Annotated in this window: 13 protein-coding genes and 2 pseudogenes; 8 read left to right on the top strand and 7 right to left on the bottom strand. The window is 69.8% G+C overall.

Features of this window, described 5'->3' with window-relative positions; translation table 11 throughout:
- Nucleotides 1-10 precede the first annotated feature (10 nt).
- The 4 genes and pseudogenes from ABN028_RS16890 (at nt 11) to ABN028_RS16875 (ending at nt 7,075) form a co-directional block, all read left to right on the top strand.
- Complete coding sequence (locus tag ABN028_RS16890; protein ID WP_349697231.1) at nt 11-2,110, top strand: bifunctional copper resistance protein CopD/cytochrome c oxidase assembly protein; 2,100 nt, start codon at nt 11-13, stop codon at nt 2,108-2,110.
- 198 nt (nt 2,111-2,308) lie between these two features.
- Nucleotides 2,309-5,137 carry an aconitate hydratase gene (locus tag ABN028_RS16885; protein WP_349697230.1) on the top strand — a complete coding sequence of 943 codons (2,829 nt, stop codon included), beginning with the start codon at nt 2,309-2,311 and terminating at the stop codon, nt 5,135-5,137.
- 95 nt (nt 5,138-5,232) lie between these two features.
- Nucleotides 5,233-5,673: pseudogene (locus ABN028_RS16880) on the top strand (beta-L-arabinofuranosidase domain-containing protein); the annotation flags it as partial.
- A 274-nt stretch (nt 5,674-5,947) separates the two neighbouring features.
- Nucleotides 5,948-7,075 carry a glycoside hydrolase family protein gene (locus tag ABN028_RS16875; RefSeq protein ID WP_349697292.1) on the top strand — a complete coding sequence of 376 codons (1,128 nt, stop codon included), beginning with the start codon at nt 5,948-5,950 and terminating at the stop codon, nt 7,073-7,075.
- Nucleotides 7,076-7,152: 77 nt separating this feature from the next.
- Here ABN028_RS16875 and ABN028_RS16870 read toward each other — a convergent pair whose 3' ends face one another.
- Complete coding sequence (locus tag ABN028_RS16870; protein ID WP_349330720.1) at nt 7,153-7,644, bottom strand: hypothetical protein; 492 nt, start codon at nt 7,642-7,644, stop codon at nt 7,153-7,155.
- A gap of 199 nt (nt 7,645-7,843) precedes the next feature.
- Nucleotides 7,844-8,422: an HIT family protein gene (locus ABN028_RS16865; RefSeq protein ID WP_349697229.1), complete on the bottom strand. Its 579-nt coding sequence runs from the start codon at nt 8,420-8,422 to the stop codon at nt 7,844-7,846.
- A 16-nt stretch (nt 8,423-8,438) separates the two neighbouring features.
- On the opposite strand from ABN028_RS16865, the gene ABN028_RS16860 reads away from it, so the two are divergent.
- The 3 genes and pseudogenes from ABN028_RS16860 (at nt 8,439) to ABN028_RS16850 (ending at nt 13,384) form a co-directional block, all read left to right on the top strand.
- The gene (locus tag ABN028_RS16860) at nt 8,439-9,668 is read left to right on the top strand and encodes an ROK family transcriptional regulator (RefSeq protein ID WP_349697228.1); all 1,230 of its coding nucleotides are present in this window, start codon (nt 8,439-8,441) and stop codon (nt 9,666-9,668) included.
- A gap of 173 nt (nt 9,669-9,841) precedes the next feature.
- Nucleotides 9,842-11,759: pseudogene (gene dxs, locus ABN028_RS16855) on the top strand (1-deoxy-D-xylulose-5-phosphate synthase).
- 113 nt (nt 11,760-11,872) lie between these two features.
- On the top strand, nt 11,873-13,384 hold the full coding sequence (locus tag ABN028_RS16850) for an amino acid permease (RefSeq protein ID WP_349697227.1): 1,512 nt from the start codon (nt 11,873-11,875) through the stop codon (nt 13,382-13,384).
- 51 nt (nt 13,385-13,435) lie between these two features.
- Here the strand turns inward: ABN028_RS16850 and ABN028_RS16845 are convergent, their stop codons facing one another.
- The 5 genes from ABN028_RS16845 to ABN028_RS16825 all read right to left on the bottom strand — a co-directional run bounded on the left by ABN028_RS16845 (nt 13,436) and on the right by ABN028_RS16825 (nt 20,357).
- Nucleotides 13,436-15,559, bottom strand: coding sequence for a 3-hydroxyacyl-CoA dehydrogenase NAD-binding domain-containing protein (locus tag ABN028_RS16845; RefSeq protein ID WP_349697226.1), 2,124 nt, complete (start codon nt 15,557-15,559; stop codon nt 13,436-13,438).
- The gene (locus ABN028_RS16840) at nt 15,556-16,752 is read right to left on the bottom strand and encodes a thiolase family protein (protein WP_349689038.1); all 1,197 of its coding nucleotides are present in this window, start codon (nt 16,750-16,752) and stop codon (nt 15,556-15,558) included. The genes ABN028_RS16845 and ABN028_RS16840 overlap by 4 nt, the downstream gene beginning before the upstream one ends.
- 207 nt (nt 16,753-16,959) lie before the next feature.
- Complete coding sequence (locus ABN028_RS16835) at nt 16,960-18,375, bottom strand: selenium-binding protein SBP56-related protein (protein WP_349697225.1); 1,416 nt, start codon at nt 18,373-18,375, stop codon at nt 16,960-16,962.
- Between the two features lie 153 nt (nt 18,376-18,528).
- The gene (locus tag ABN028_RS16830; protein ID WP_349330712.1) at nt 18,529-19,776 is read right to left on the bottom strand and encodes an HRDC domain-containing protein; all 1,248 of its coding nucleotides are present in this window, start codon (nt 19,774-19,776) and stop codon (nt 18,529-18,531) included.
- On the bottom strand, nt 19,773-20,357 hold the full coding sequence (locus ABN028_RS16825) for a DUF3000 domain-containing protein (RefSeq protein WP_349330711.1): 585 nt from the start codon (nt 20,355-20,357) through the stop codon (nt 19,773-19,775). Before ABN028_RS16825 ends, ABN028_RS16830 begins: the two co-directional genes overlap by 4 nt.
- 285 nt (nt 20,358-20,642) lie before the next feature.
- Between ABN028_RS16825 and hemE the strand changes: the two genes are divergently transcribed.
- Nucleotides 20,643-21,689: a uroporphyrinogen decarboxylase gene (gene hemE, locus ABN028_RS16820; RefSeq protein ID WP_349330778.1), complete on the top strand. Its 1,047-nt coding sequence runs from the start codon at nt 20,643-20,645 to the stop codon at nt 21,687-21,689.
- Nucleotides 21,690-21,695: the final 6 nt, after the last annotated feature.

Here is a 21,695-nt window from a genome sequence, read left to right as displayed (position 1 = left end):
GGAACCGCTGATGGCGACGGAACGCCGGAGTCCCGGTCTCGACCCGCGCGCCGCACCCTGGCTGGTCGCGGCGGCTGTCGTGCTGGGTGCGCTCGGTGTGCTCCTGGTCGCGCTGGGGGTGGGTGGGGGTGGACCGCGGCCGGCCGCGCCCGGTCTTCCCGACCCCGGTGCCCTCACCGGTTGGGGGATCCCGGTCGCCAAGCTGACGATGGACCTCGCCGCCGTCGGTGCGGTCGGGTCCCTGCTCCTCGGCGTCCTGGCACCGTCACGTGGCGACGATCTCGATCCCGTCGCCGCGCGTGCGGTCAGGTCAGCCGCCGGGTGGGCATGGGTCTGGGCCGTCGCGGCAGCCGGCACGCTGGCGTTGACGCTGTCGGACTTCCTCGGCGTACCCCCTGGACAGGTCGACTACCAGGGCACACTGCTGGGCTTCATCGCGGAGGTGTCCCAGGGACGTGCCCTGGGCGTGGTCGTCGTGCTCACCGTCGTTCTCGCCGGGGCGGCGCGCAGCGTCCGCACCCCGAACGGCGCGGCCCTCCTGCTGATCCTCGCGATCGCGGCAGCGCTTCCGCCGGTCCTGACAGGGCACTCGGCGGGGGCGGCGAACCATGACATCGCGACGTCGAGCCTGATCGTCCACGTCGTGGCGATCACGCTGTGGGTGGGTGGCCTGCTCGGTCTCGTGGTCTACGCGCGCTCGAGCCGAGCCGTCCTGCGTACCGCGGTGCCTCGCTTCAGCACGGTGGCGCTCTGGTGCTTCTGCGCCGCGGCAGCGTCGGGAGTCGTCAACGCCTGGGTGCGGATCGAGAGCGTCGAGCAGCTCGTCTCGACGTCCTACGGTCGGCTCGTCCTCGGCAAGGTCGTCGCACTGGTGGCACTGGGGGCGTTCGGCTGGTGGCATCGCCGCGCGATACTGCCCCGGTTGGAGCGCGAGGACTCGGGAGCGTTCCGCCGGTTCGCGGCGGGTGAGGTTGCCGTCATGGTGGCGACGGTGGCGCTGGCCGTGGCCCTGGCGCGAACTCCCACACCGGTCGGGGAGGAGCGCCAGGCGGCCACGACGGCCGGGGCGCTCATCGGCTACGACGTGGCGCCGTTCTCGTTGTCGCGGGTGTTCTCCGAATGGCGGATCGACAGTCTCGTCCTCACGCTGGCGGCCATCGGACTCGTGTGTTACCTGCGAGGCGTACGACGGCTGCGGGCCAAGGACATCCGCTGGCCAGTCGGTCGCACGATCGCCTGGGTTTCGGGCATCGCCGTCGCGGTGGTCGTGCTCTGTGGCGGGATCGCGACGTACGCACCTGTGATGTTCAGCGTCCACATGGTCCAGCACATGACCCTGACGATGCTGGTGCCGATCCTGCTCGTCATGGGAGCGCCGGTGACCCTTGCCCTGCGGGCGTTGCCGGCGCACCATCGATCGATCGCCAAGGCAGACGGCGGGACCGAAGGACCGAGCGGCGGCGCCGGCGAGGAGGAGGCGGCGATCCATCGCGCTGGTACGGCAACGGATCGCGGACTCCGCGAGTGGCTCCTCGTCGTGCTCCACAGCCGCGTCGTGCGGGTGGTGACCTTCCCACCGGTCGCGCTGGGCCTCTACATCGTGAGCCTCTACGCCTTCTATCTCTCGCCGATGTTCGTGTGGGCGATGCGTTCGCACAGCGGGCACCTGGCGATGGCGGCTCACTTCCTACTCGTCGGTGGCCTCTTCTTCGCGACGGTGATCGGCCTCGATCCGTTGCCGCACAAGCTGCCCCCGCTTGGCCGGATGGTGATGCTGTTCGCGTCACTTCCGTTCCATGCGTTCTTCGGCGTGATCGTGATGACGAGCACCACCCTGATCGGCGCTGCGTGGTACTCCTCCCTCCGGTTGGGTTGGGTCGATCCGCTGGTCGACCAGAACGTCGGCGGAGGCATCGCGTGGGGCGCGGCCGAACTCCCGTCCCTGCTGGTGTTGGGCGTGATCTTCGCCCAGTGGATGCGGTCGGACACCCGCGAAGCGCGGCGCTTCGACCGTCGCGTGGACGCGGGGACAGACATCGAGTTGCCGGCGTACAACGCCTGGCTCGCCCAGCTCGCGGCGAGGGAACAACGGCGTACCAAACCGCACTGACCTTTCTCCTCGCCGGTCCGGGCATGCCGGCCCCGGTCGGGTGGCGCGGCGCCGGCGCCACCGTGTATCTTGACATCGAGATACCTGACCACCGCGAGCCGGTGAGTTAGGGCACCCTGACCAGTTCTGTCCGTGTTCGCGTAGGCAGGATGGCGACGAGGTACGCCCGCAGCAGCCGACGACGAGGGAGTACGCACAATGGCGAGCAACGACAACGGCGGCGGCCAGGGCCGGTTGGACAGCTTCGGCGCCCGGGGCCAGCTCGACGTCGGTGGCACGGCGTACGAGATCCACCGGCTCGCCGCCGTCGACGGCGCCGACCGTCTGCCGTACAGCCTGAAGATCCTGCTCGAGAATCTCCTGCGGACCGAGGACGGCGCCAACGTCACCGCCGACGACATCCGTGCCCTCGCCGGCTGGGAAGCCGAAGCCGAACCCAGCAAAGAGATCCAGTTCACCCCGGCGCGGGTGATCATGCAGGACTTCACCGGCGTACCGGCTGTCGTCGACCTCGCCACCATGCGCGAGGCCGTGCGCGACCTCGGCGGCGACCCGGCGTCGATCAACCCGCTCTCACCTGCGGAGCTGGTGATCGACCACTCCGTCATCGCCGACGTCTTCGGTGCGCCGGACTCGTTCGCGCGCAACGTCGAGATCGAGTACGAACGCAACGTCGAGCGGTACCAGTTCCTGCGCTGGGGTCAGGGTGCCTTCGACGACTTCCGCGTCGTGCCGCCCGGCACCGGCATCGTCCACCAGGTCAACATCGAGCACCTCGCCCGCGTGGTGTTCGAGCGCGACGTCGACGGCGTGACCCAGGCCTATCCCGACACCTGCGTCGGCACCGACTCGCACACCACCATGGTCAACGGTCTCGGCGTCGTCGGATGGGGCGTCGGCGGCATCGAGGCCGAGGCCGCCATGCTCGGGCAGCCGATCAGCATGCTCATTCCGCGCGTCGTCGGTTTCAAGCTCGCAGGCGAGCTGCCCGCCGGCGCGACGGCGACCGACCTCGTGCTCACCATCACCGAGATGCTGCGCAAGCACGGGGTGGTGGGGAAGTTCGTCGAGTTCTACGGCCCGGGTGTCGGCGCGGTGCCGCTCGCCAACCGCGCCACGATCGGCAACATGTCGCCGGAGTACGGCTCGACGATCGCGGTCTTCCCGATCGATGACGAGACCGTGCGCTACCTGCGGTTGACGGGGCGTTCCGCGGAGCAGGTCGCTCTGGTGGAGGCGTACGCCAAGGAGCAGGGCCTCTGGCACGATCCGTCGCGAGAGCCGGACTTCTCCGAGTACCTCGAGCTCGACCTGGCGAGCGTCGTCCCCTCCATCGCCGGCCCGAAGCGACCGCAGGACCGGGTGAGCGTGAGTGTGGCGAAGCAGGCATTCCGCACGGTGTTGGGCGATTACGTCGGCGACGCCCAGCCGGTCGAGGAGAGGGGCTACGACGAAGCTGACGCGGAGTCGTTCCCCGCCAGCGACTCGCCCTCCTACACCGGCAGCAACGGCGCTGACGCCCCGCGCACCTTCGAGTCCGCCGCCGCGTCCGGCAACGGTCGCCCGAGTTCGCCGACCCGAATCACGCTCGCCGACGGCACCGAGTGCGAGGTCGACCACGGCGCCGTCGTGATCGCGGCGATCACGTCCTGCACCAACACCTCCAACCCGTCGGTGATGGTGGGTGCGGCGCTGCTCGCGAAGAAGGCCGTGGAAAAGGGGCTGACCAGCAAGCCGTGGGTCAAGACCACGTTGGCGCCGGGGTCGAAGGTGGTGATGGACTACTACGAGCGCGCGGGTCTGACTCCCTTCCTCGACAAGCTCGGGTTCAACCTCGTCGGCTACGGCTGCACCACCTGCATCGGCAACTCCGGACCGCTCATCCCCGCAGTGAGCCAGGCGGTCAACGACGCCGACCTCGCCGTCGTGTCGGTGTTGTCCGGCAACCGGAACTTCGAGGGCCGGATCAACCCCGACATCAAGATGAACTACCTCGCCTCGCCACCACTCGTCGTGGCGTACGCACTCGCCGGCAGCATGGACGTCGACCTCGTGAACGATCCGTTGGGCCAGGACTCGGAGGGCAACGACGTCTTCCTCGCCGACATCTGGCCGTCGGAGAAGGAGATCGAGGACGTCGTGGCGGGCGCGCTCGCTGCCGAGATGTTCACCCGCGACTATGCCGACGTCTTCGCCGGTGACGAGCGCTGGCAGAACCTTCCCACGCCGCAAGGCGATCTCTTCGCGTGGGACGCCGACTCGACCTACGTCCGCAAACCCCCTTATTTCGAAGGGATGCCGGCGTCGCCCGCGCCAGTGTCGGACATCACCGGCGCACGTGTGCTGGCGAAGCTCGGCGACTCGGTGACGACGGACCACATCTCCCCGGCCGGCTCGATCAAGCGGGACAGCCCGGCCGGTGCATACCTGCTGGAGCACGGTGTCGAACCGCGGTCGTTCAACTCGTACGGCTCGCGACGCGGCAACCACGAGGTGATGATCCGCGGGACGTTCGCCAACATCCGCCTGCGCAACCAGCTCGCGCCCGGCACGGAAGGCGGCCTCACCCGCGACTTCACCGCCGGTGGCGAGGTGGCGACGATCTACGACGCCTCGATCCACTACCAGGCCGCCGGAACCCCGCTGGTCGTCCTTGCCGGCAAGGAGTACGGCTCGGGCTCGTCCCGCGACTGGGCGGCCAAGGGCACCGCGTTGCTCGGTGTCAAGGCGGTGTTGGCGGAGTCGTACGAACGCATCCATCGGTCCAACCTCATCGGCATGGGCGTGCTGCCGCTGCAGTACGCGCCGGGGGAGTCGGCGGAGTCGCTCGGACTCACCGGCGAGGAGACCTTCGACATGGTGGGGATCGAGGAGCTGAACTCCGCTAGGACCCCGCGGGAGGTGACGGTGCGTGCGGACGGCAAGGAGTTCCGCGCCGTCGTCCGCATCGACACTCCTGGCGAGGCCGACTACTTCCGCCACGGCGGGATCATGCAGTACGTCCTGCGTTCCCTGCTGTCACGTTGAGCGGCCTGCGTCCGGCTGCCCTGCGGGCCCTACCGCTCGGTCAGCTCCGGCCCGCGGGCTGGCTCGCCCGCCAGCTCCAGACCCAGGCCGACGGCATGGCCGGCCACCTCGACGAGATCTGGCCCGACGTCGGCGACAGCGCCTGGATCGGCGGATCCGCCGACGGGTGGGAACGTGGCCCGTACTGGTTGGACGGCGTGACGCCGCTCGCGTTCCTGCTCGACGACGTGACGCTCCGCGCGAAGGTCGACCGCTGGGTGGCGGCCATCCTCGACCGCCAGACCGACGACGGCTGGCTCAGCCAGTGCGGCGATGGCCAGGCCGGCACGGACGCCGATCCTCGCGCCGCCGGAGACGCGTGGCCGCGGATGGTGGTGCTCAAGGCGCTGCTGCAGTACCACGCGGCGACCGGTGACGAGCGGATCGTCAAGGCGGCCTTGCGGTTCGCGCGCTCGCTCGCGCCACGGCTCGACCGGACTCCGTTGCACGACTGGGGTCGCAGCCGGTGGGCTGACCTCGTGCTGTCCCTGCACAGGCTGTACGACCTGACCGGCGAGTCGTTCCTGCTCGATCTCGCCAAGACCGTGCATCGGCAGGGGTACGACTGGACCGCGTTCGCGGAATCGCTTCCTTACCGCGACAAGGTGCCGCAGGCGACCCTCGACGACTTCCGGCGGCGAGCCGGCGGCGTCTGGATGAACGACGACATGATGGCGACCCACGGCGTCAACGTCGCCATGGGGATGAAGGCGCCCGCCGTCTGGTCGCGCCAGAGCGAGGGATCCCGCACCGCCCGAGCTTCTCGGCAGTCTGCTCGCCCAGCTGGACCAGCACCACGGGCAGGCATCCGGGCTGTTCAGTGCCGACGAACACCTGGCCGGCCGGCACCCCTCCCAGGGAACGGAGACCTGTGCGGTCGTCGAGCAGATGTTCTCCCTGGAGACCGCCGTCGAGGTCTGGGGTGCGGCGGAGGCACTCGTCGACCGGCTGGAACGCCTTGCCTACAACGCCCTTCCGGCATGTGCGACGGTCGACGACCGTGGGCACCAGTACGTCCAGCAGGCGAACCAGGTCGTGTCTCACGTGACGCAGGACCGCATTTACACCAACAACGGACCGGACGCGAACGTCTTCGGGCTCGAGCCGCACTTTGGTTGCTGTACCGCCAACCGCCACCAGGGTTGGCCGAAGTTCGCTGCCCGCCTTTGGATGGCCACCCCCGACGACGGGCTGCTCGCCCTGTCGTACGCACCATGCGTGCTCGAGACGAGCGTTCATGAAACGCCCGTGCGGGTGGAGGTGCGCGGAAGCTATCCGTTCGACGACACGGTCACTGTCGTGGTTCGGGTTGAGCAGCCGGGTGCGTTCCCGCTGTCGCTGCGCGTGCCGGGCTGGGCCGTGGACCCGCGCCTGTCAGTCGGGGACGCCCCGCCTGCCGCACTCGATCCCGGCAGCGTCCACCGGATGCACCGGGAGTGGGTGGGCGAGCAGGTCCTCACGCTCCGCCTGCCCGCCCGGATGCGGGCCGAACAGCGCCCGAACAACGCGGTGACAATGTGGCGCGGTCCGCTCGCCTTCGCCCTCGCGGTAGGGGAGTCGTGGCAACGCAAGGGCGGCCATGAGTCGTACCCCGACTGGGAGGTACACCCGACGACACCGTGGAACTACGCCGTCGAGCTCGATCCGGCCGATCCAGAGAAGTCCTTGACCGTACGCCGGCAGGCAGGCGTAGGCCCGCCTTTCTCACCGGAAGGCGTGCGGCTCGCGGTGCACGCCACAGGTCGGCGACTTGCGAACTGGAGGGTCGAGCACGGAGCCGCCGGCAGTCCACCACCGAGTCCTGTCGACACCAAGTCAGGGGCGGAGCAGGTCGTCCTCGTTCCATATGGTGCCGCCCGCCTCCGCGTGACCGAACTCCCGTGGATACCGCCACGCTGAAATCCGGACGGCAGCCGACTCTGCGCGCGACTCCACGTAGGTTCCTCCTGCGGTAGCGCGTTCCAGGCCGCTGCCGGTCACGGCCCGTCGTCGACCGACAGCTGGCGGGTCAACGGTGGCGTCTCGAACTCGTCCTCCTCATCCAGGTCCTCATCACCTCGTCCGCGCAGCGCGGCGGCGCCGATGAGGATCAGGATGACCGCCCCGAGATTGATCCAGGCGCCCGGCTGGATGTCTGCGATGGAGAGTTCGCCGGGTGCGACTTCGAGGACGACGGTCGTGACCCAGAGGCCCAGCGTGGCGAGGGCGAGCAGGAACGTCACCCACAGCAGAGCGCGGGACAGGAACAGAGTCGCAAGGACGCCGATGGCGCCGACCACCACCAGCGGGGTAGCCATGGACTGGTAGTAGGACGCCGCGGTCGCCGCCGGATCTGGTTGGAGCAGAAGCTGCTGCACTGGTATCTGGTCCGGGGAACGACCGTCCAACCAGTCGAAGTAGGCACTCGCGGCGACGGCGAGGGCACCGATGGTTGCGAGGACGGCTGCCCGTGGGCGGATGTCTGTCATGATCGGACCTCCTGAACCGATGACGACTGGCCCCGTGGCGGTAGACCCTCGCACCCTAGGCCCCCCCGGGCGTACGACGTCCACCTTGTGAACATGCCGCCGGCTAGTATGCCGGTCCCGCCATCGGGAGGGAACAGTGCGGCACAGCGGATCCGATCTTCGACGCCGCTGCGGCTGGCCGCTACCCAGGTTGTACGCCTCACAACGCCGCACGCACCCGCGCGGCATAGTCGGCCGCCTCGGCGTCGTCGGCGTACTTCCGGCGCGGCCACAGGAAGCCACGCAGCCCGTCGCCTCTGGTCCGGGGAATCACATGGGCGTGCAGGTGCGGGACGCTCTGGCTGACCCTGTTGTTGACCGCGACGAACGATCCCTGTGAGCCGAGGCCGTTCTCCATCGCTGCCGCAAGCCGTTGCACAGCACGGAAGAACGGGTCGCGCAACGCGTCGGGCAGATCGAGCAGCGTGTCCACGTGGTCGCGGGGGATCAGCAGGACGTGTCCCTTGAACACCGGCCGGACGTCGAGGAACGCGAGGAGTTCCGGTTCGTCGAGCACCCGGTGCGCGGGGGCTCCATCGGCGATCGCGCAGAACGCACAGCCGTCCATGAGTCCAGAGCGTACGGACTCGCGCAGCCCCACGGTCCGCAGCCAGATCCGGGCCTCCGTTCGGTCACTCTTCGTCATGGAGTAACCGCGGAGAAAGATGCTGAACATCTGCGGTCCGCTGAACACGGCACCGTGGGTGTCGTTCCAGGGCTTGACGATCAGGTTGCGCACGGGTTGTCTTTGGCGCGTGACGCTACGGCCGGGTTCCCAGGCGTCGCTTCGGGCGGCGAACATCCGCCGGGTGCTGGCAACGGTCCGGGCACACGGCGTACTCAGCCAAGCCGAGATCGCCCGCCTCACCGGACTGTCACCGGCGTCGGTCTCCAACATCGTCCACCAGCTCGGTGACGCCGGAACCGTCGAGGTCTCCCCGGGTATCCGCGGGGGCCGGCGGGCGCAGGAGGTCCGGATCCGCTGCGAGGAGGGCCTCGTCGTCGGCCTCGACTTCGGACACCGGCACATCCGCGTGGCCGTCGCCGACCTGCGGTTCGCGATCCGGTCCGGCCGCCGCCACTCCTGCGACGTCGGGGCCTCGGCGGCCGTGGCATTCGCCGCCGCCGAGAAGCTCCTGGTCGAGCTGCTCGACGACATCGGCGAGGACCGGACGAAGATCAGGGCCGCGGGAGTGGGGCTGCCGGCCCCGTTGCCACCCGGCGGCGGAACCCTCGGCTCGTGGCCGATCCTGCCCGGCTGGGAGGCCGTCGATCCGGTGCGCGATCTCGCGCAGCGCCTCGACGTACCCGTCTTCGCCGACAACGACGCCAACCTGGGTGCCCGTGGTGAGCTGTACTTCGGCGCCGGGCGCGGGGTCGCCAATCTTGCGTACGTCAAGGCAGCGACGGGACTCGGCGCGGGTCTGGTCGTCGACGGGTACGTCTACCACGGGTTCGGCGGCTCGGCCGGGGAGATCGGCCACCTGACAATCGACGAGACCGGTCCGGTGTGTTCGTGCGGCAACCGGGGGTGTCTCGAGACGCTGGTCGGCGCGCCGTACCTCCTCGAGCTCATCCGGCACAGCCATCCCGACCTGCACACGATCGAGGACCTCGTGGCCAGGGCTGTCGAGGGCGACGGCGGCTGCCGGCGGGTCATCGCCGACGCGGCCCGGCACATCGGCTTCGTCGCGGCCAACCTGTGCAATGTGGTCAACCCCGAACGGGTCGTGGTCGGCGGTGACCTGGCCGCGGCCGGCGACGTCTTCCTCGACCCGCTCCGGGCCGCGATGCCCCGCTACGCCGTGTGCTCGGTGGCGTCGACGCCGGTGGTGGCCGCCGAGACGGGAGAGCGCGCCGAAGTCCTCGGGGCGCTCGTCCTGGCCGTCGAGCAGTTGGAGATCCGGCAGGGCCGGCCGGCCGAGATCCTCACTCCGGCGATGCCCGGTGACGGTAACGAACTGGAGCGCCCGCAACTCGTTTGAGTCGGCCGGAGCCGGTGATGGTCACCAACGTGGCCAACCCCACACCTGGCCACGGCGTCCCAGGATCAGCCGGAGGGCAATCTAGACTCGAGCGAACGGTCCGCGACGAGCCGTCGGGCGGACCGTGCACGGCGAGTCCTTCGCGTGGCCGACCTGCAAGGAGGGATCTGGCAATGAGCCTGCTCGAGAAGGTACGGGAGCCTTCCGACCTGTCCGGCCTCTCCGAGCAGCAGCTCGTCGACCTGGCCCGGGAGATCCGCGACTTCCTCGTGACCAAGGTGTCCCGCTCCGGCCACCTCGGGCCCAACCTCGGCATCGTGGAGCTCACCCTCGCGGTCCACCGGACGTTCGACTCGCCGCGGGACAAGATCCTCTTCGACGTGGGCCATCAGGCGTACGTCCACAAGATCGTGACCGGCAGGCAGGCCGGTTTCGACCTGCTGCGGCAAAAGGGTGGGCTCTCGGGTTACCCGAGCCAGGCGGAGTCGCCGCACGACGTGATCGAGAACTCCCACGCGTCGACCTCCCTGTCCTACGCCGACGGCCTAGCCCGGGCGTACCAGCTCAAGGGCGAGGACCGCTACGTCGTGGCCATCGTCGGTGACGGGGCGCTGACGGGCGGGATGGCCTGGGAGGCGCTCAACAACATCGCGGCCGCGAAGGACCGGCGCCTGGTGATCGTGGTCAACGACAACGAGGCGCCGGTCCTACCGGCCGACGGTGGGTGGCCTCGCCCAGCACCTCAACGCGCTGCGGACCAACCCCCGCTACGAACAGGTCCTCGAGCTGGTGAAGCGCTCCCTCGGTCGGACGCCGCTGGTGGGTACGCCGGTGTACGACGTCCTGCACGGGGTCAAGCGCGGCCTGAAGGACGTCCTGGCGCCCCAGGGGTTGTTCGAGGACCTCGGCCTGAAGTACGTCGGACCGATCGACGGGCATGACCGGGTGGCGATCGAGTCCGCGCTCGACCAGGCGAAGCGGTTCGGCGGACCCGTCCTCGTGCACTGCGTCACCCGCAAGGGCGCCGGCTATGACCTTGCCGAGCAGGACGAGGAGGACTGCCTGCACCAGATCCGCACTGATCCGACCGGTACCTGGACGAAGGTCTTCAGCGACGAGCTGCTCGCCCTCGGCCGGGAGCGGTCGGACCTTGTGGCGATCACGGCGGCCATGCAGGGTCCCACCGGGCTGGATGCGTTCGCCCAGGAATATCCCGATCGGTTCGTGGATGTCGGGATCGCCGAGCAGCATGCCGTGACCTCGGCGGCGGGGCTGGCCCTCGGCGGCATGCACCCGGTCGTCGCGATCTACTCGACGTTCTTCAACCGTGCGTTCGACCAGATGCTGCTCGACGTGGCCCTGCACAACTGCGCGGCGACGTTCGTCCTCGACAGGTCCGGGGTGACCGGCGACGACGGGCCAAGCCACAACGGCATGTGGGACCTGTCCATCCTGCAGGTGGTGCCGGGGCTCCGGGTCGCGGCACCGCGGGACGGCGCTCGGTTGCGCGACCTGCTGCGCGAGGCGGTGGCGGTCGACGACGGTCCGACCGTCATCCGGTTCCCGAAGGGTCCGGTGGCAGACGACATCCCCGCAATCGGCGCGATCGACGCTGTTGACCCCGACGTGGACGATCCGGGCGGTTGCGACGTCCTGGTCCGCGAGGGGGAGCGGGACGTCCTGCTCGTCGCGGTCGGCGCGATGGCCACGACCTGCCTGGAGGTCGCCAGCCGGCTCAGCGAGCAGGGGATCGGGGTGACCGTGGTCGACCCGAGATGGGTGAAACCGGTCGATCCGGGCCTCGTGCGTCTCGCCTCCCAGCACCGGCTGGTCGTGTCCGTCGAGGACAGCGGGCGGGTCGGAGGCTGTGGAGCGGCTCTCGGCCTCGCCCTCGCCGACGCCGGCATCAGCACGCCGCTGCAGGTGGTCGGGATCCCGCAGCGGTTCCCCGAGCACGACAAACGTGCCAGCCTGCTGGCGGAGTTCGGGCTGGGCGCCCAAGACCTTGCCCGGGCCATCGTGGAACGCGTGGCCCAGCTCGACGGTGCGACCCTCGCGAGCGGCGATCCCGATCCGCTGCCCCGTAGCTGAGTCCCCAGCTGCCCGTAGCTGATCGTCCCGCAGCCGATCGCCCGTAGCCGGTGGCTGATCGATTACTCTCCGGTTTCGTTTCGTTGCTGTGATGCCGGGGCACGCGTGGCGCCATGAAGCTGCTGCGCACCAAGCCGGTGGAAGGGGCGATCTCCGACACGCTGGAGCCGGAGCATCGTCTGAGCAAGAGTCTCGGAGCTCTCGACCTCACCGTGTTCGGAGTCGGAGTGACGATCGGCGGTGGGCTGTTCGTGCTCACCGGAACGGCGGCGGCGTCCTACGCAGGTCCCGCCGTCGCACTGTCGTTCGTCCTCGCGGCGGTCGCGTGCGGCCTCGCCGCCCTGTGCTATGCCGAGTTCGCCTCTGCCGTGCCGGTGGCCGGTTCGGCGTACACCTTCTCCTACGCCGCACTGGGCGAGCTGATCGCCTGGCTGATCGGCTGGGACCTCATCCTCGAGTTCTTCGTCGCCGCGGCGGCGGTGGCGGGTGGGTGGTCGGGATACCTCGCGACCGCGCTGCGTGGCACACCGCTGCAGATCCCCACGGCGGTCGCGAACACCACCGACGGGGTGATGAACCTTCCGGCCGGGCTCCTGATCCTCGCCCTCACCGGGGTCCTGGTGGCCGGCATCAAGCTGTCGAGCCGGATCAACCAGATCGCGGTGGCCGTCAAGGTGGGCGCCGCGCTGTTGTTCGTCGTGGTCGGCGTTTTCATGGTCAAGGCCAGCAACCTTGCTCCGTTCGTACCGTCGAGCAAGCCGACCGAGGGCGGGACCGGTCTGACACAACCACTGATCCAGGCGATGTTCGGGGTCGAGCCGGCGATGTTCGGCTGGGCCGGCGTCGCGAGCGGCGCGGCCGTCGTCTTCTTCGCGTTCATCGGTTTCGACGTCGTGGCGACGACGGCCGAGGAGGCGCGGGATCCCCAGCGGGACATGCCGCGCGGCATCATCGGATCCCTGGCCATCTGCACGGTGTTGTACGTCGCGGTGAGTCTCGTGCTGACCGGCATCCAGAACTACGCGCGGATCGATCCGGAGGACGCGGCCCCGCTCGCGACGGCACTGGTGAACGCCGGCGCGCCCGCCCTCGGGCGGATCATCGCCGTCGCGGCCGCCGTCGGCATCACCGTCGTGGTGATGATCCTGCTACTCGGCCAGACCAGGGTCGGGTTCGCGATGGCGCGCGACGGCCTGTTGCCGGGCTTCTTCGCGAAGGTGCACCCGAAGTTCCGGACGCCGTACGTCGTGACCATCGTCGTCGGTGTCGCGGCCGCGGTTCTGGCGACGTTCACCTCGATCACCGTGCTGGCGGAACTCGTGAACATCGGGACGCTGGCGGCGTTCATCCTGGTGAGCATCGCGGTCCCGGTGCTCCGGGCGAACCGGCCCGACCTGCCGCGGGCGTTCCGGACGCCGTTCGTCCCGCTGATCCCGATCCTGTCGGTCGTTGTGTGCGCCTACCTGATGCTCAACCTCGCCATCGAGACCTGGCTGCGGTTCCTGGTGTGGATGCTGGTCGGGTTCGTGATCTACTTCGGCTACGGCCGGCGCCACTCCCGGCTCGCGACCGCCACGGAGCCGGTCGACACGGGCGGCCCGCCCAGCTCGTCAACGCCGGGTTAGGTGAGCCGCGCGGGAGCGCAGGGACAACCGACCCGGATCCCGCATGGCGACCTATGTCGGGAGGCTCGCGACTCCCTTGGGCAGGAACCGCTTCCCGGTCACGCGTTCGGCGACGCCGCTGCGGTCGAGGTACGGCGTGACGCCTCCGAGGTGGAACGGCCACCCCGCACCCAGGATCAACGCGAGGTCGACGTCCTGCGACTCAGCGACGACGCCGTCGTCGAGGAGTCGGCGCACCTCGTCGGCGATCGCCGCCAGGGCACGCTCACGCACCTCGTCCTCGCTGGAGGGGGCGTCACCGACATCGAGCAGCGCACGGGTGTCGTCGTCGAGGTAGGGTTGCCCGTTCTCGTTCCACGACCACAGCCCGGGCTTGTTCGCCGCCACCAACCGTTGCAGGTTGGGTGAGACGTAGAACCGGTCCGGGAACGCCTCGTGCAACGTCTCCGCCACGTGCAGGGCCACCGCCGGACCGACCAGCTGGAGCAGGACGAACGGCGCCATCGGCAATCCCAGCGAGAGCAACGCCCGGTCGGCGACCTCGGCCGGCGTCCCCTCGTCGAGGCACTTCGTCACCTCGCCCATGAACCGTGTCAAGATCCGGTTGACAACGAACGCCGGTGCGTCCTTGACCAGGATCGCGTTCTTCTTCAGGCCCTTCGCGACCGCGAACGCCGTGGCGAGGCTGGCGTCGTCGGTGCGTTCGCCGCGGACGACTTCCAGCAGAGGCAGGATCGCCACCGGGTTGAAGAAGTGGAAACCGACGACCCGCTCCGGGTGGGTCAGCTTCGAGGCCATGGTGCTGACCGACAACGACGAGGTGTTCGTCGCGAGCACGCACTCCGGCGGGACGATCCCCTCCAGCTCGGCGAACACCTGCTGCTTGAGCTTCATCTCCTCAAAGACTGCCTCGAGGACGAACGAACAGTCGGCGTAGACACCCTTGTCCGTCGATCCGGTCACGAGACCCTTGATCCGGTTCGCCAGATCAGCGTTGACGCGCCCCTTGGCGGCGAGCTTGTCGACCTCACCTCGTACGTAGGACAGGCCCTTCTCCACCCGCTCGTCGTCGAGGTCGGTGAGCACCACGGGCACGAGCAGGCGGCGCGCGAACAGCAGCGCCAGCTGGCTCGCCATCAACCCCGCACCCACGATGCCGACTTTGGTGACCGGCCGCGCCAGCGCCTTGTCGGGTACGCCCACCGGCTTCTTCGCCCGCCGTTGCACCAGGTCGAACGCATAGAGCCCCGCACGCAGCTCGTCGGTCATGAGAAGGTCGGCGAGCGCCTCGTCCTCCAGAGCGAAGCCTTCCGCCTTCGTACACGTCTTCGCCGCGGCGATGATGTCGAGCGCCCGGACCGGAGCAGGCGCGGCCCCGTGCAGCTTCGCGTCCACGAACGCACGGCCCCGCGCCACCGCGGCATCCCACGCGTCGCCGCGGTCGACGGGATCGCGTTCGACCGTGATCCGACCGGTGAGGACCTGTGCCGCCCAGTCGATGGACCGCTCCAGGAAGTCCGCACCCTCGAACGTGGCGTCGGCAAGCCCTGCGGGCTGGATCTCGGGGCCGCGCATCATCCGGTTGGTGTTGAGCGCGTTCTCGATGATGATCTTCACCGCGCGGTCGGCGCCGACAAGGTTGGGCAGGAGCCAGGTGCCACCCCACGCCGGCAGGATGCCGAGGAAACACTCGGGGAACGCGACGGCGGGCGCGCTCGCGATCACCGTGCGGTAGGTGCAGTTCAGGGGGAGCTCGAGGCCACCACCGAGGGCGAGGCCGTTGATGAACCCGAACGACGGCTTGCGGCCGTCATCGAGCTTGCCGAACACCTCGTGCCCGTACCGCGCGATCTCCAGCGCCTGCCGGCGATGGGTGATCCGTGGCATTCCGGTGAGATCGGCCCCGGCCGCAAGGATGAACGGTTTGCCTGTGAGACCGATCGCCGCCACGTCCTCGCGGTCGATCACCGCGTCGATGGCCGCGTCGAGCTCGGCCAGCCCTTGCGGTCCGAACGAGTTCGGTCGGGTGTGGTCGAGCCCGTTGTCGAGCGTGATGAGGGCCATCGTCCCGGCGCCGTGCGGCATCTCGACGTCCCGCACGTAGGCGTGCGTCACCACCTCGTCCGGGAAGACCTCGCTGCCGACCACGGCGTTCGTACCCGTGTCCTTGCTCACTGTGCACCCTCCCAGTGGGGGTTCTCCCAGATCACGCTGCCGCCCATGCCGATACCCACGCAGAGCGTCGTCAGGCCGTACCGCACATCCGGCCGGTCCTCGAACGCCCGGGCCAGTTGCAGCATCAGCCGTACGCCGCTGGACGCGAGTGGATGCCCGACCGCGATGGCGCCGCCATAGGGGTTGATCCGCGGGTCGTCGTCGGCAAGGCCGAAGTGCTCGGCAAAGGCCAGCACCTGCACGGCGAACGCCTCGTTGATCTCGATCAGCCCGATGTCGTCCATCGTCAACCCCGCCTTGCCGAGCACCTTCTCGGTGGCGGGAATCGGCCCGACCCCCATGACCTCGGGCTCGACACCCACGAAGGCGTACGACACCAGCCGCATCTTCGGCGTCAGCCCGAGCTCCTTCGCCACCTCCTCGGCGGCGAGGACACACGCCGTGGCGCCGTCGTTGAGGCCGGCCGCGTTCCCGGCCGTGACCCGACCGTGCGGGCGGAACGGCGTACGCAGCGTGGCGAGCCCCTCCGCCGTGGTGTCGGGCCGGGGCGGCTCGTCGGCTGTGGCGAGACCCCACCCGGACTCCGTGCTCCGGGTGGCGACCGACACGAGGTCGCGCTGGATCACGCCGTCCGCGTACGCCTTGGCGAGCCGCTGCTGACTCGCGGCCGCGAACGCGTCGGCACGCTCCTTGCTCAGCCCTGGAAAGCGATCGTGGAGGTTCTCGGCTGTCTGGCCCATCACCAGCGCGGACGGGTCGACCAGCTTCTCGGCGATGATGCGGGGGTTGGGATCGACGCCCTCGCCCATCGGATGGTGTCCCATGTGCTCAACGCCGCCCGCGATCACCAGGTCGTACGCACCGAACGCGATACCCGACGCGGTGGTCGTCACGGCGGTCATGGCGCCGGCGCACATCCGGTCGATCGCGTAGCCGGGGACGGTCCGGGGGAGGCCGGCGAGCAGCGCCGCGGTCCGGCCGATGGTGAGGCCCTGGTCACCGGTCTGCGTCGTCGCCGCGATCGCCACGTCATCGATCCGGTCGGCCGGCAGGCGAGGGTTGCGGCGCAGCAACTCGCGGATGCACTTGATCACCAGGTCGTCGGCGCGGGTCTCGGCGTACATCCCGCCCGCCTTGCCGAATGGAGTGCGTACGCCGTCGACAAAGACGACATCGCGGAGCTCTCGGGGCACGGTAGCCCTCCTCGATTTTTCGCCGGCAGATGCGCCACCTACCCACCGATGCTACTCGCTGGTAACAAGGTTGCGCGACCGATTCGCCCGATCAGCCGAGGTGTTTTGCGGCCGCCGAGCGAAGGCGCCGCCCGTGTCCAGGCGGCGCGGGACAGGAACCCGACGCCGACCCGGATCACGAGGTGAAGCAGTCACGAGGTGAAGCAGTCACGAGGTGAAGCAGTAGGAGTCACTGGAGGCGTCGCCGCCCTGCAGGCGTACCTGATGGATCCGCAACCCGCCGAAGTCGTCCCCGTGCGGGAAGAACTCGGGATCGATCGTCAGCCCGCCACGCTCCGGGTCCGCGTCGAACTTCGCCGCCCAGGCGCCCACGCCTTCGGGGTACAGCACGTCGTCCCACGCGGCGTACAACGAGTTCGTCACATAGACCCGACGTCCATCCCGGCTGATCTCGACCATCTGCGGGGCACCGGCGAGTGGCAGGTCCGGTCGGGCCGGATGCGCCCGACGACGAGCGACGCCGCCCAGCCGGATCGAGCCTGTCTCCCGCGGATGCCGCGGATCGCGCACGTCGTACTGCTTCAGTTCGCCCGTTCCCCAGCACGACACGTAGAGCCAGCGGTCGTCGACGGACAGGTCGATGTCGGTGACGAACGGCGGCACCGCGCCGAACCGCCGGAGCGCGGGCGGCAACTCCTCCGGCAGGGCAACCTCCGCGGGAATGCTGAGGACCTTGTCCGCGGTCCACCGGTCGCCGTCGCGCTGCCACAGCCAGACCGAGGCGGACAGGTCGGCGACGCTGACAACGACACCGGCGAAACCCCACGTCTGCCGCGGATCATGCGCCGGACGCAGCTCCAGCACCATCTGGTGCTCGTCACCCAGGTCGATCCGCTGGGTGAGGCGACCTTCCGACAGGCTCCAGAAGTCGACGTGGTGACCGAACCGGCGGCCGAGCAGGTCCTCGGGGTTCAACCCGTTCTCGATCATCGAGGGAGTGGCCCACTCCGAGGTGACCATCGTGTCGTGGGCGAGGTGCCACCAGAAGTCGTACGCGAGGAACTGGCCGCCCCGGTCGGTCTCCCAGGGCCCGATCACGTCGAACGTGTCGTGGTCGAGCAGTGCCACCCCACCGGGTCCTTCGGCGCCCCCGGGCCCGTTGGCGCCGCCGAGGTTCGACATGAAGATGCCGCCCGGGCCACAGTGCACCGTGTGCGGACGGGAGTAACCGGCCTTCCGAGCGAGTTCGTCCGCCTCGATCGTGCGCACGACGCGCGGGTGTCGCGGGTCCGGCTTCGTGTCGAGGATGTACGTACGGGAGGACCGCAACCCCGGCACGATCAGGTAGCGGCGCTCGAGGGTCCCGGTGTGCCCCTCGTGGCACAGCGCACTGGAGCAGGCGTTCCAGCCGAAGTGGTGGAGCTCGTTGCCCGCAGTCGGCAGCTCGGACCGCCCGACCACCTCGCCATACGACGACGAAGCCGGCGCGCAGTCGACCACCGTCATGGCGTCGCGCTGCAGCCCGGTGGGATCGAAGGCGGCGATGTAGGCCAGCTCCTCGCGGGGAGCCGAGATGGCGGCATCCGGCGTCCGGTAGAACGTCGGGTCGACGAAATCCGACATCGGGGTCACTTCCCTTCGCCACGCCCGCGGCATGCCCGTTTCCATCGTGCGTCCACGGCCGGGCCGGTGGCGAGGGGCCCAAGGTCACCGGTCGTACGGCGGCATTTGCGCTCGGGAGGTTGCGCAGCTCGCCGGCCGGTCCGCCTCGTGCGGTCAGGACGAGCCGGGGTGGTGGTCGGCGAGCGCCGACGCGAGCCGCTCGGCGGTCAGCTCGACCTGCCAGCGCCTGGCCCCGCGCGCGATGAGCGCATCCGCGACGGCCGCCTGCGTGGGTTCGACCGGGGGATCCCACGCCAGCCGGCGCACGGCGTCAGGGGCGAGGAGATTCTCCACCGGCACTTTGTGCGCCCCTGCGAGTTCGTGCAGGGAGGTCCGGCACGCGGTGAGCCGAGCGGCGGCGGAGGGGTCACGGTCGGCCCAGGCGCGCGCCGGCGGCGGTCCGTCGTACGGAGCGGTGTGCTCGGGGAGATCGCGGTCGGGCACCTGCTGGGCCTGTTGGACCGCCGACCACCACAGGTCGAGGTCACGCCGGGTGGTGCGCGTGTCGAAGCCCGGCAATCGGGCGAGCTGGTTCCGGCTCGTCGGTCGGGTGCTGGCGGCGGCGATGATCGACTGGTCGCTCAACACGCGCCCTGGCGACAGGTCGCGACGCTTCGCGGTCTGGTCGCGGGCGAGCCACAGCGCACGGACATACGCCAGCTCACGCCGGTTGCGGACGCGGTGGATGCCCGACGTGCGGCGCCAGGGATCGCGACGGGACTCCCGAGGCGGCTGGGCCATGAGGGCCGCGAACTCCTGCGTCGCCCACTCCCGCTTGCCGTCCCGGTCGAGCTGGTCGGCCAACCGGTCGCGCAGATCCACCAGGAGCTCGACGTCGAGCGCGGCATAGACCAGCCAGGGTTCCGGCAGGGGACGGGTCGACCAGTCGACGGCGGAGTGCCCTTTTTCCAGGCGGTAACCCAGCAGGTCCTCGACCATCGCGCCCAAGCCGACCTTGGGGAACGACAGCAGCCGGCCGGCGAGTTCGGTGTCGAACAGCGCCCGCGGCGAAAGCCCGATCTCGGTGAGGCAGGGCAGGTCCTGGCTCGCTGCGTGCAGTACCCACTCGGTGTCGGCGAGGGCGGCGTCGAGTTCGGAGAGATCAGGGCACCGGGTGGGGTCGATCAGTGCCGTCCCCGCGCCCTCACGGCGGAGCTGGACAAGGTAGGCCCGATGGGAGTAGCGGTAGCCGGACGCCCGCTCGGCGTCGATGGCGACCGGACCGGTTCCCGCGGCGAATGCCCGGACGGTCTCGGCCAGAGCCTCGGCTGACTCGACGACCGGAGGCAGGCCGTCGGTCGGGGTCAGGAGCGGCGCGGGCTCGTCGGCCGGCGCGTTGGCGACAGCGGCGGAGTCGGTCACCGGTTCTTCACCCGCCGGTCCGGGATGCTTGCGACGCCAGCCGGCAGGGGCGGCAGGCCGGCGGCGGTGCACAGCAGCAGGCCCCACGCCTGGGCGTGTGCGCCGATCGCACCGTCGAGCGGCGTCCAGGAGGCGCGGATCTCGATCTCCGCGCGGGCGGGTTCCTCGCCCATCCCGCCAAAGCTCTCCGAAGCGACCCGGGTGACGGTGCCGCTCGGCGCGAGGAAGGAGGCACCCTCCGCTTCCAGGGCCTCGGTGAGCCAGGACCAGCCGACCGCTCCCAACAACGGATCGGTGACCATCTCCGCCTCGATCTCCGCGCGTACGTAGGCGACGCAGCGGAACGTGCCCTGCCAGGCGTCGTGCCCCTCGGGGTCATGCAGCAGGACCAGCCGGCCGGTGGCGAGCTCGTGGTCGTCGATCACGACGTCGGCGCTCACCGCGGCGGAAAATGGCGCGACCCGCTGTGGCGCCGGGATCTCCTCACTGACGACCTCCGGGCGCAGCCGCGCGGAACGCAGCTCGCTCACGGCCCGTTGGAACACCTCGGGCGGATCATTCGATTCCCTGCGAGCGGCCACGCCCGAGAGACTACGTCCGCCTACCCCCGCGAGTCGTCGCACGACGCGCCGGCAATCCCGGCGAGGAACGGCGCATTCCGGTGCAAACCGGGGCGGCGGAACGGTTCCGAGAGGCATGCCTCAGTCCGTATCACACCGGGATCACGGTTCGGCATCGCACTCGGGGTCCGGCGTCGACCGACGGCAGATCGCCAAGCTGATCCCATCCGTACCACTCGCTGGCGTCGTCCGTCAGTCAACTAGGCTTGCCACCTTGTGGACACGACGATCGATCCCCGCGATGTCATGGATCTCTCCCCGTCCAGCCTGAACGACTCGGCGTTCCTGAGGGCCTGCCGCGGTGAGCCCGTCCCGCACACGCCGGTGTGGTTCATGCGCCAGGCAGGTCGGGCCCTGCCGGAGTACCACGCTGTCCGTGACGGCATCCCGATGCTCGAGGCGTGCTCCCGACCCGAACTCGTCGCCGAGATCACCCTGCAGCCGGTCCGGCGCTACGGGGTGGACGCCGCGATCCTCTACTCCGACATCGTGGTCCCGCTCAAGGCGATCGGCGTCGACCTCGACATCGTTCCCGGCGTGGGCCCGGTGGTTGCGAAGCCCATCCGTACCCGCGCCGACCTCGACCCGCTCCGTCCGCTCGAGGCGGCAGACGTCCCGTATGTCACGCAGGCGGTACGGGAGCTGGTCAGCGCCCTCGGGCCGACACCACTCATCGGCTTCGCCGGTGCGCCGTACACGCTCGCGTCGTACCTCGTCGAGGGCGGACCCAGCCGGGACCACGCGGCCACCAAGGCCCTGATGCACGCCGATCCCAGGCTGTGGAACGACCTCCTCGGCCGCCTGGCGGGGATCGCCGCCGCCTTCCTGCGGGTCCTGGTCGAGGCCGGCGCGTCGGCGGTTCAGCTGTTCGACTCCTGGGCCGGCTCGCTCGCACCGGACGACTACGAGGCCTACGTATGGCCCCACTCCAAGGCCATCCTCGAGGAGGTCGGCCAGCTCGGCGTGCCGCGGATCCACTTCGGTGTCAACACCGGCGAACTGCTTGGTTTGCTGGCCTCGGCGGGCGCGGACGTCGTCGGCGTCGACTGGCGGGTTCCCCTCGAAAGGGCGATCCGCCGGGTGCCCGGCAAGGTCGTCCAGGGCAACCTCGACCCCGCCCTGGTCTTCGCGCCCTGGGACGTCATCGCGGACAAGACCCGGAGCATCCTCGCCGCCGGACGGCAGGCGCCCGGACACATCTTCAACCTCGGACACGGCGTCCTGCCCCAGACCGACCCCGACGTCCTCACCCGGCTGGTGGACCTCGTCCACACCGAGTCGGTGCGTCGGTAGCCGGCT

It is taken from the genome of Actinopolymorpha sp. B17G11 (genome assembly GCF_040196095.1).
Taxonomy (GTDB): domain Bacteria; phylum Actinomycetota; class Actinomycetes; order Propionibacteriales; family Actinopolymorphaceae; genus Thermasporomyces.
The sequence above is the reverse complement of the archived record's forward strand: the minus strand, read 5'-3'. Positions and strand labels throughout refer to the sequence as shown.

Coding starts and splice junctions, on each gene's coding strand:
- ABN028_RS16870 (WP_349330720.1), bottom strand. CDS start 7,644: ATGACAGACATCCGCCCACGGGCAGCCGTCCTCGCAACCATCGGTGCC.
- hemE (WP_349330778.1), top strand. CDS start 20,643: ATGGATCTCTCCCCGTCCAGCCTGAACGACTCGGCGTTCCTGAGGGCC.
- ABN028_RS16885 (WP_349697230.1), top strand. CDS start 2,309: ATGGCGAGCAACGACAACGGCGGCGGCCAGGGCCGGTTGGACAGCTTC.
- ABN028_RS16890 (WP_349697231.1), top strand. CDS start 11: ATGGCGACGGAACGCCGGAGTCCCGGTCTCGACCCGCGCGCCGCACCC.
- ABN028_RS16835 (WP_349697225.1), bottom strand. CDS start 18,375: ATGTCGGATTTCGTCGACCCGACGTTCTACCGGACGCCGGATGCCGCC.
- ABN028_RS16850 (WP_349697227.1), top strand. CDS start 11,873: ATGAAGCTGCTGCGCACCAAGCCGGTGGAAGGGGCGATCTCCGACACG.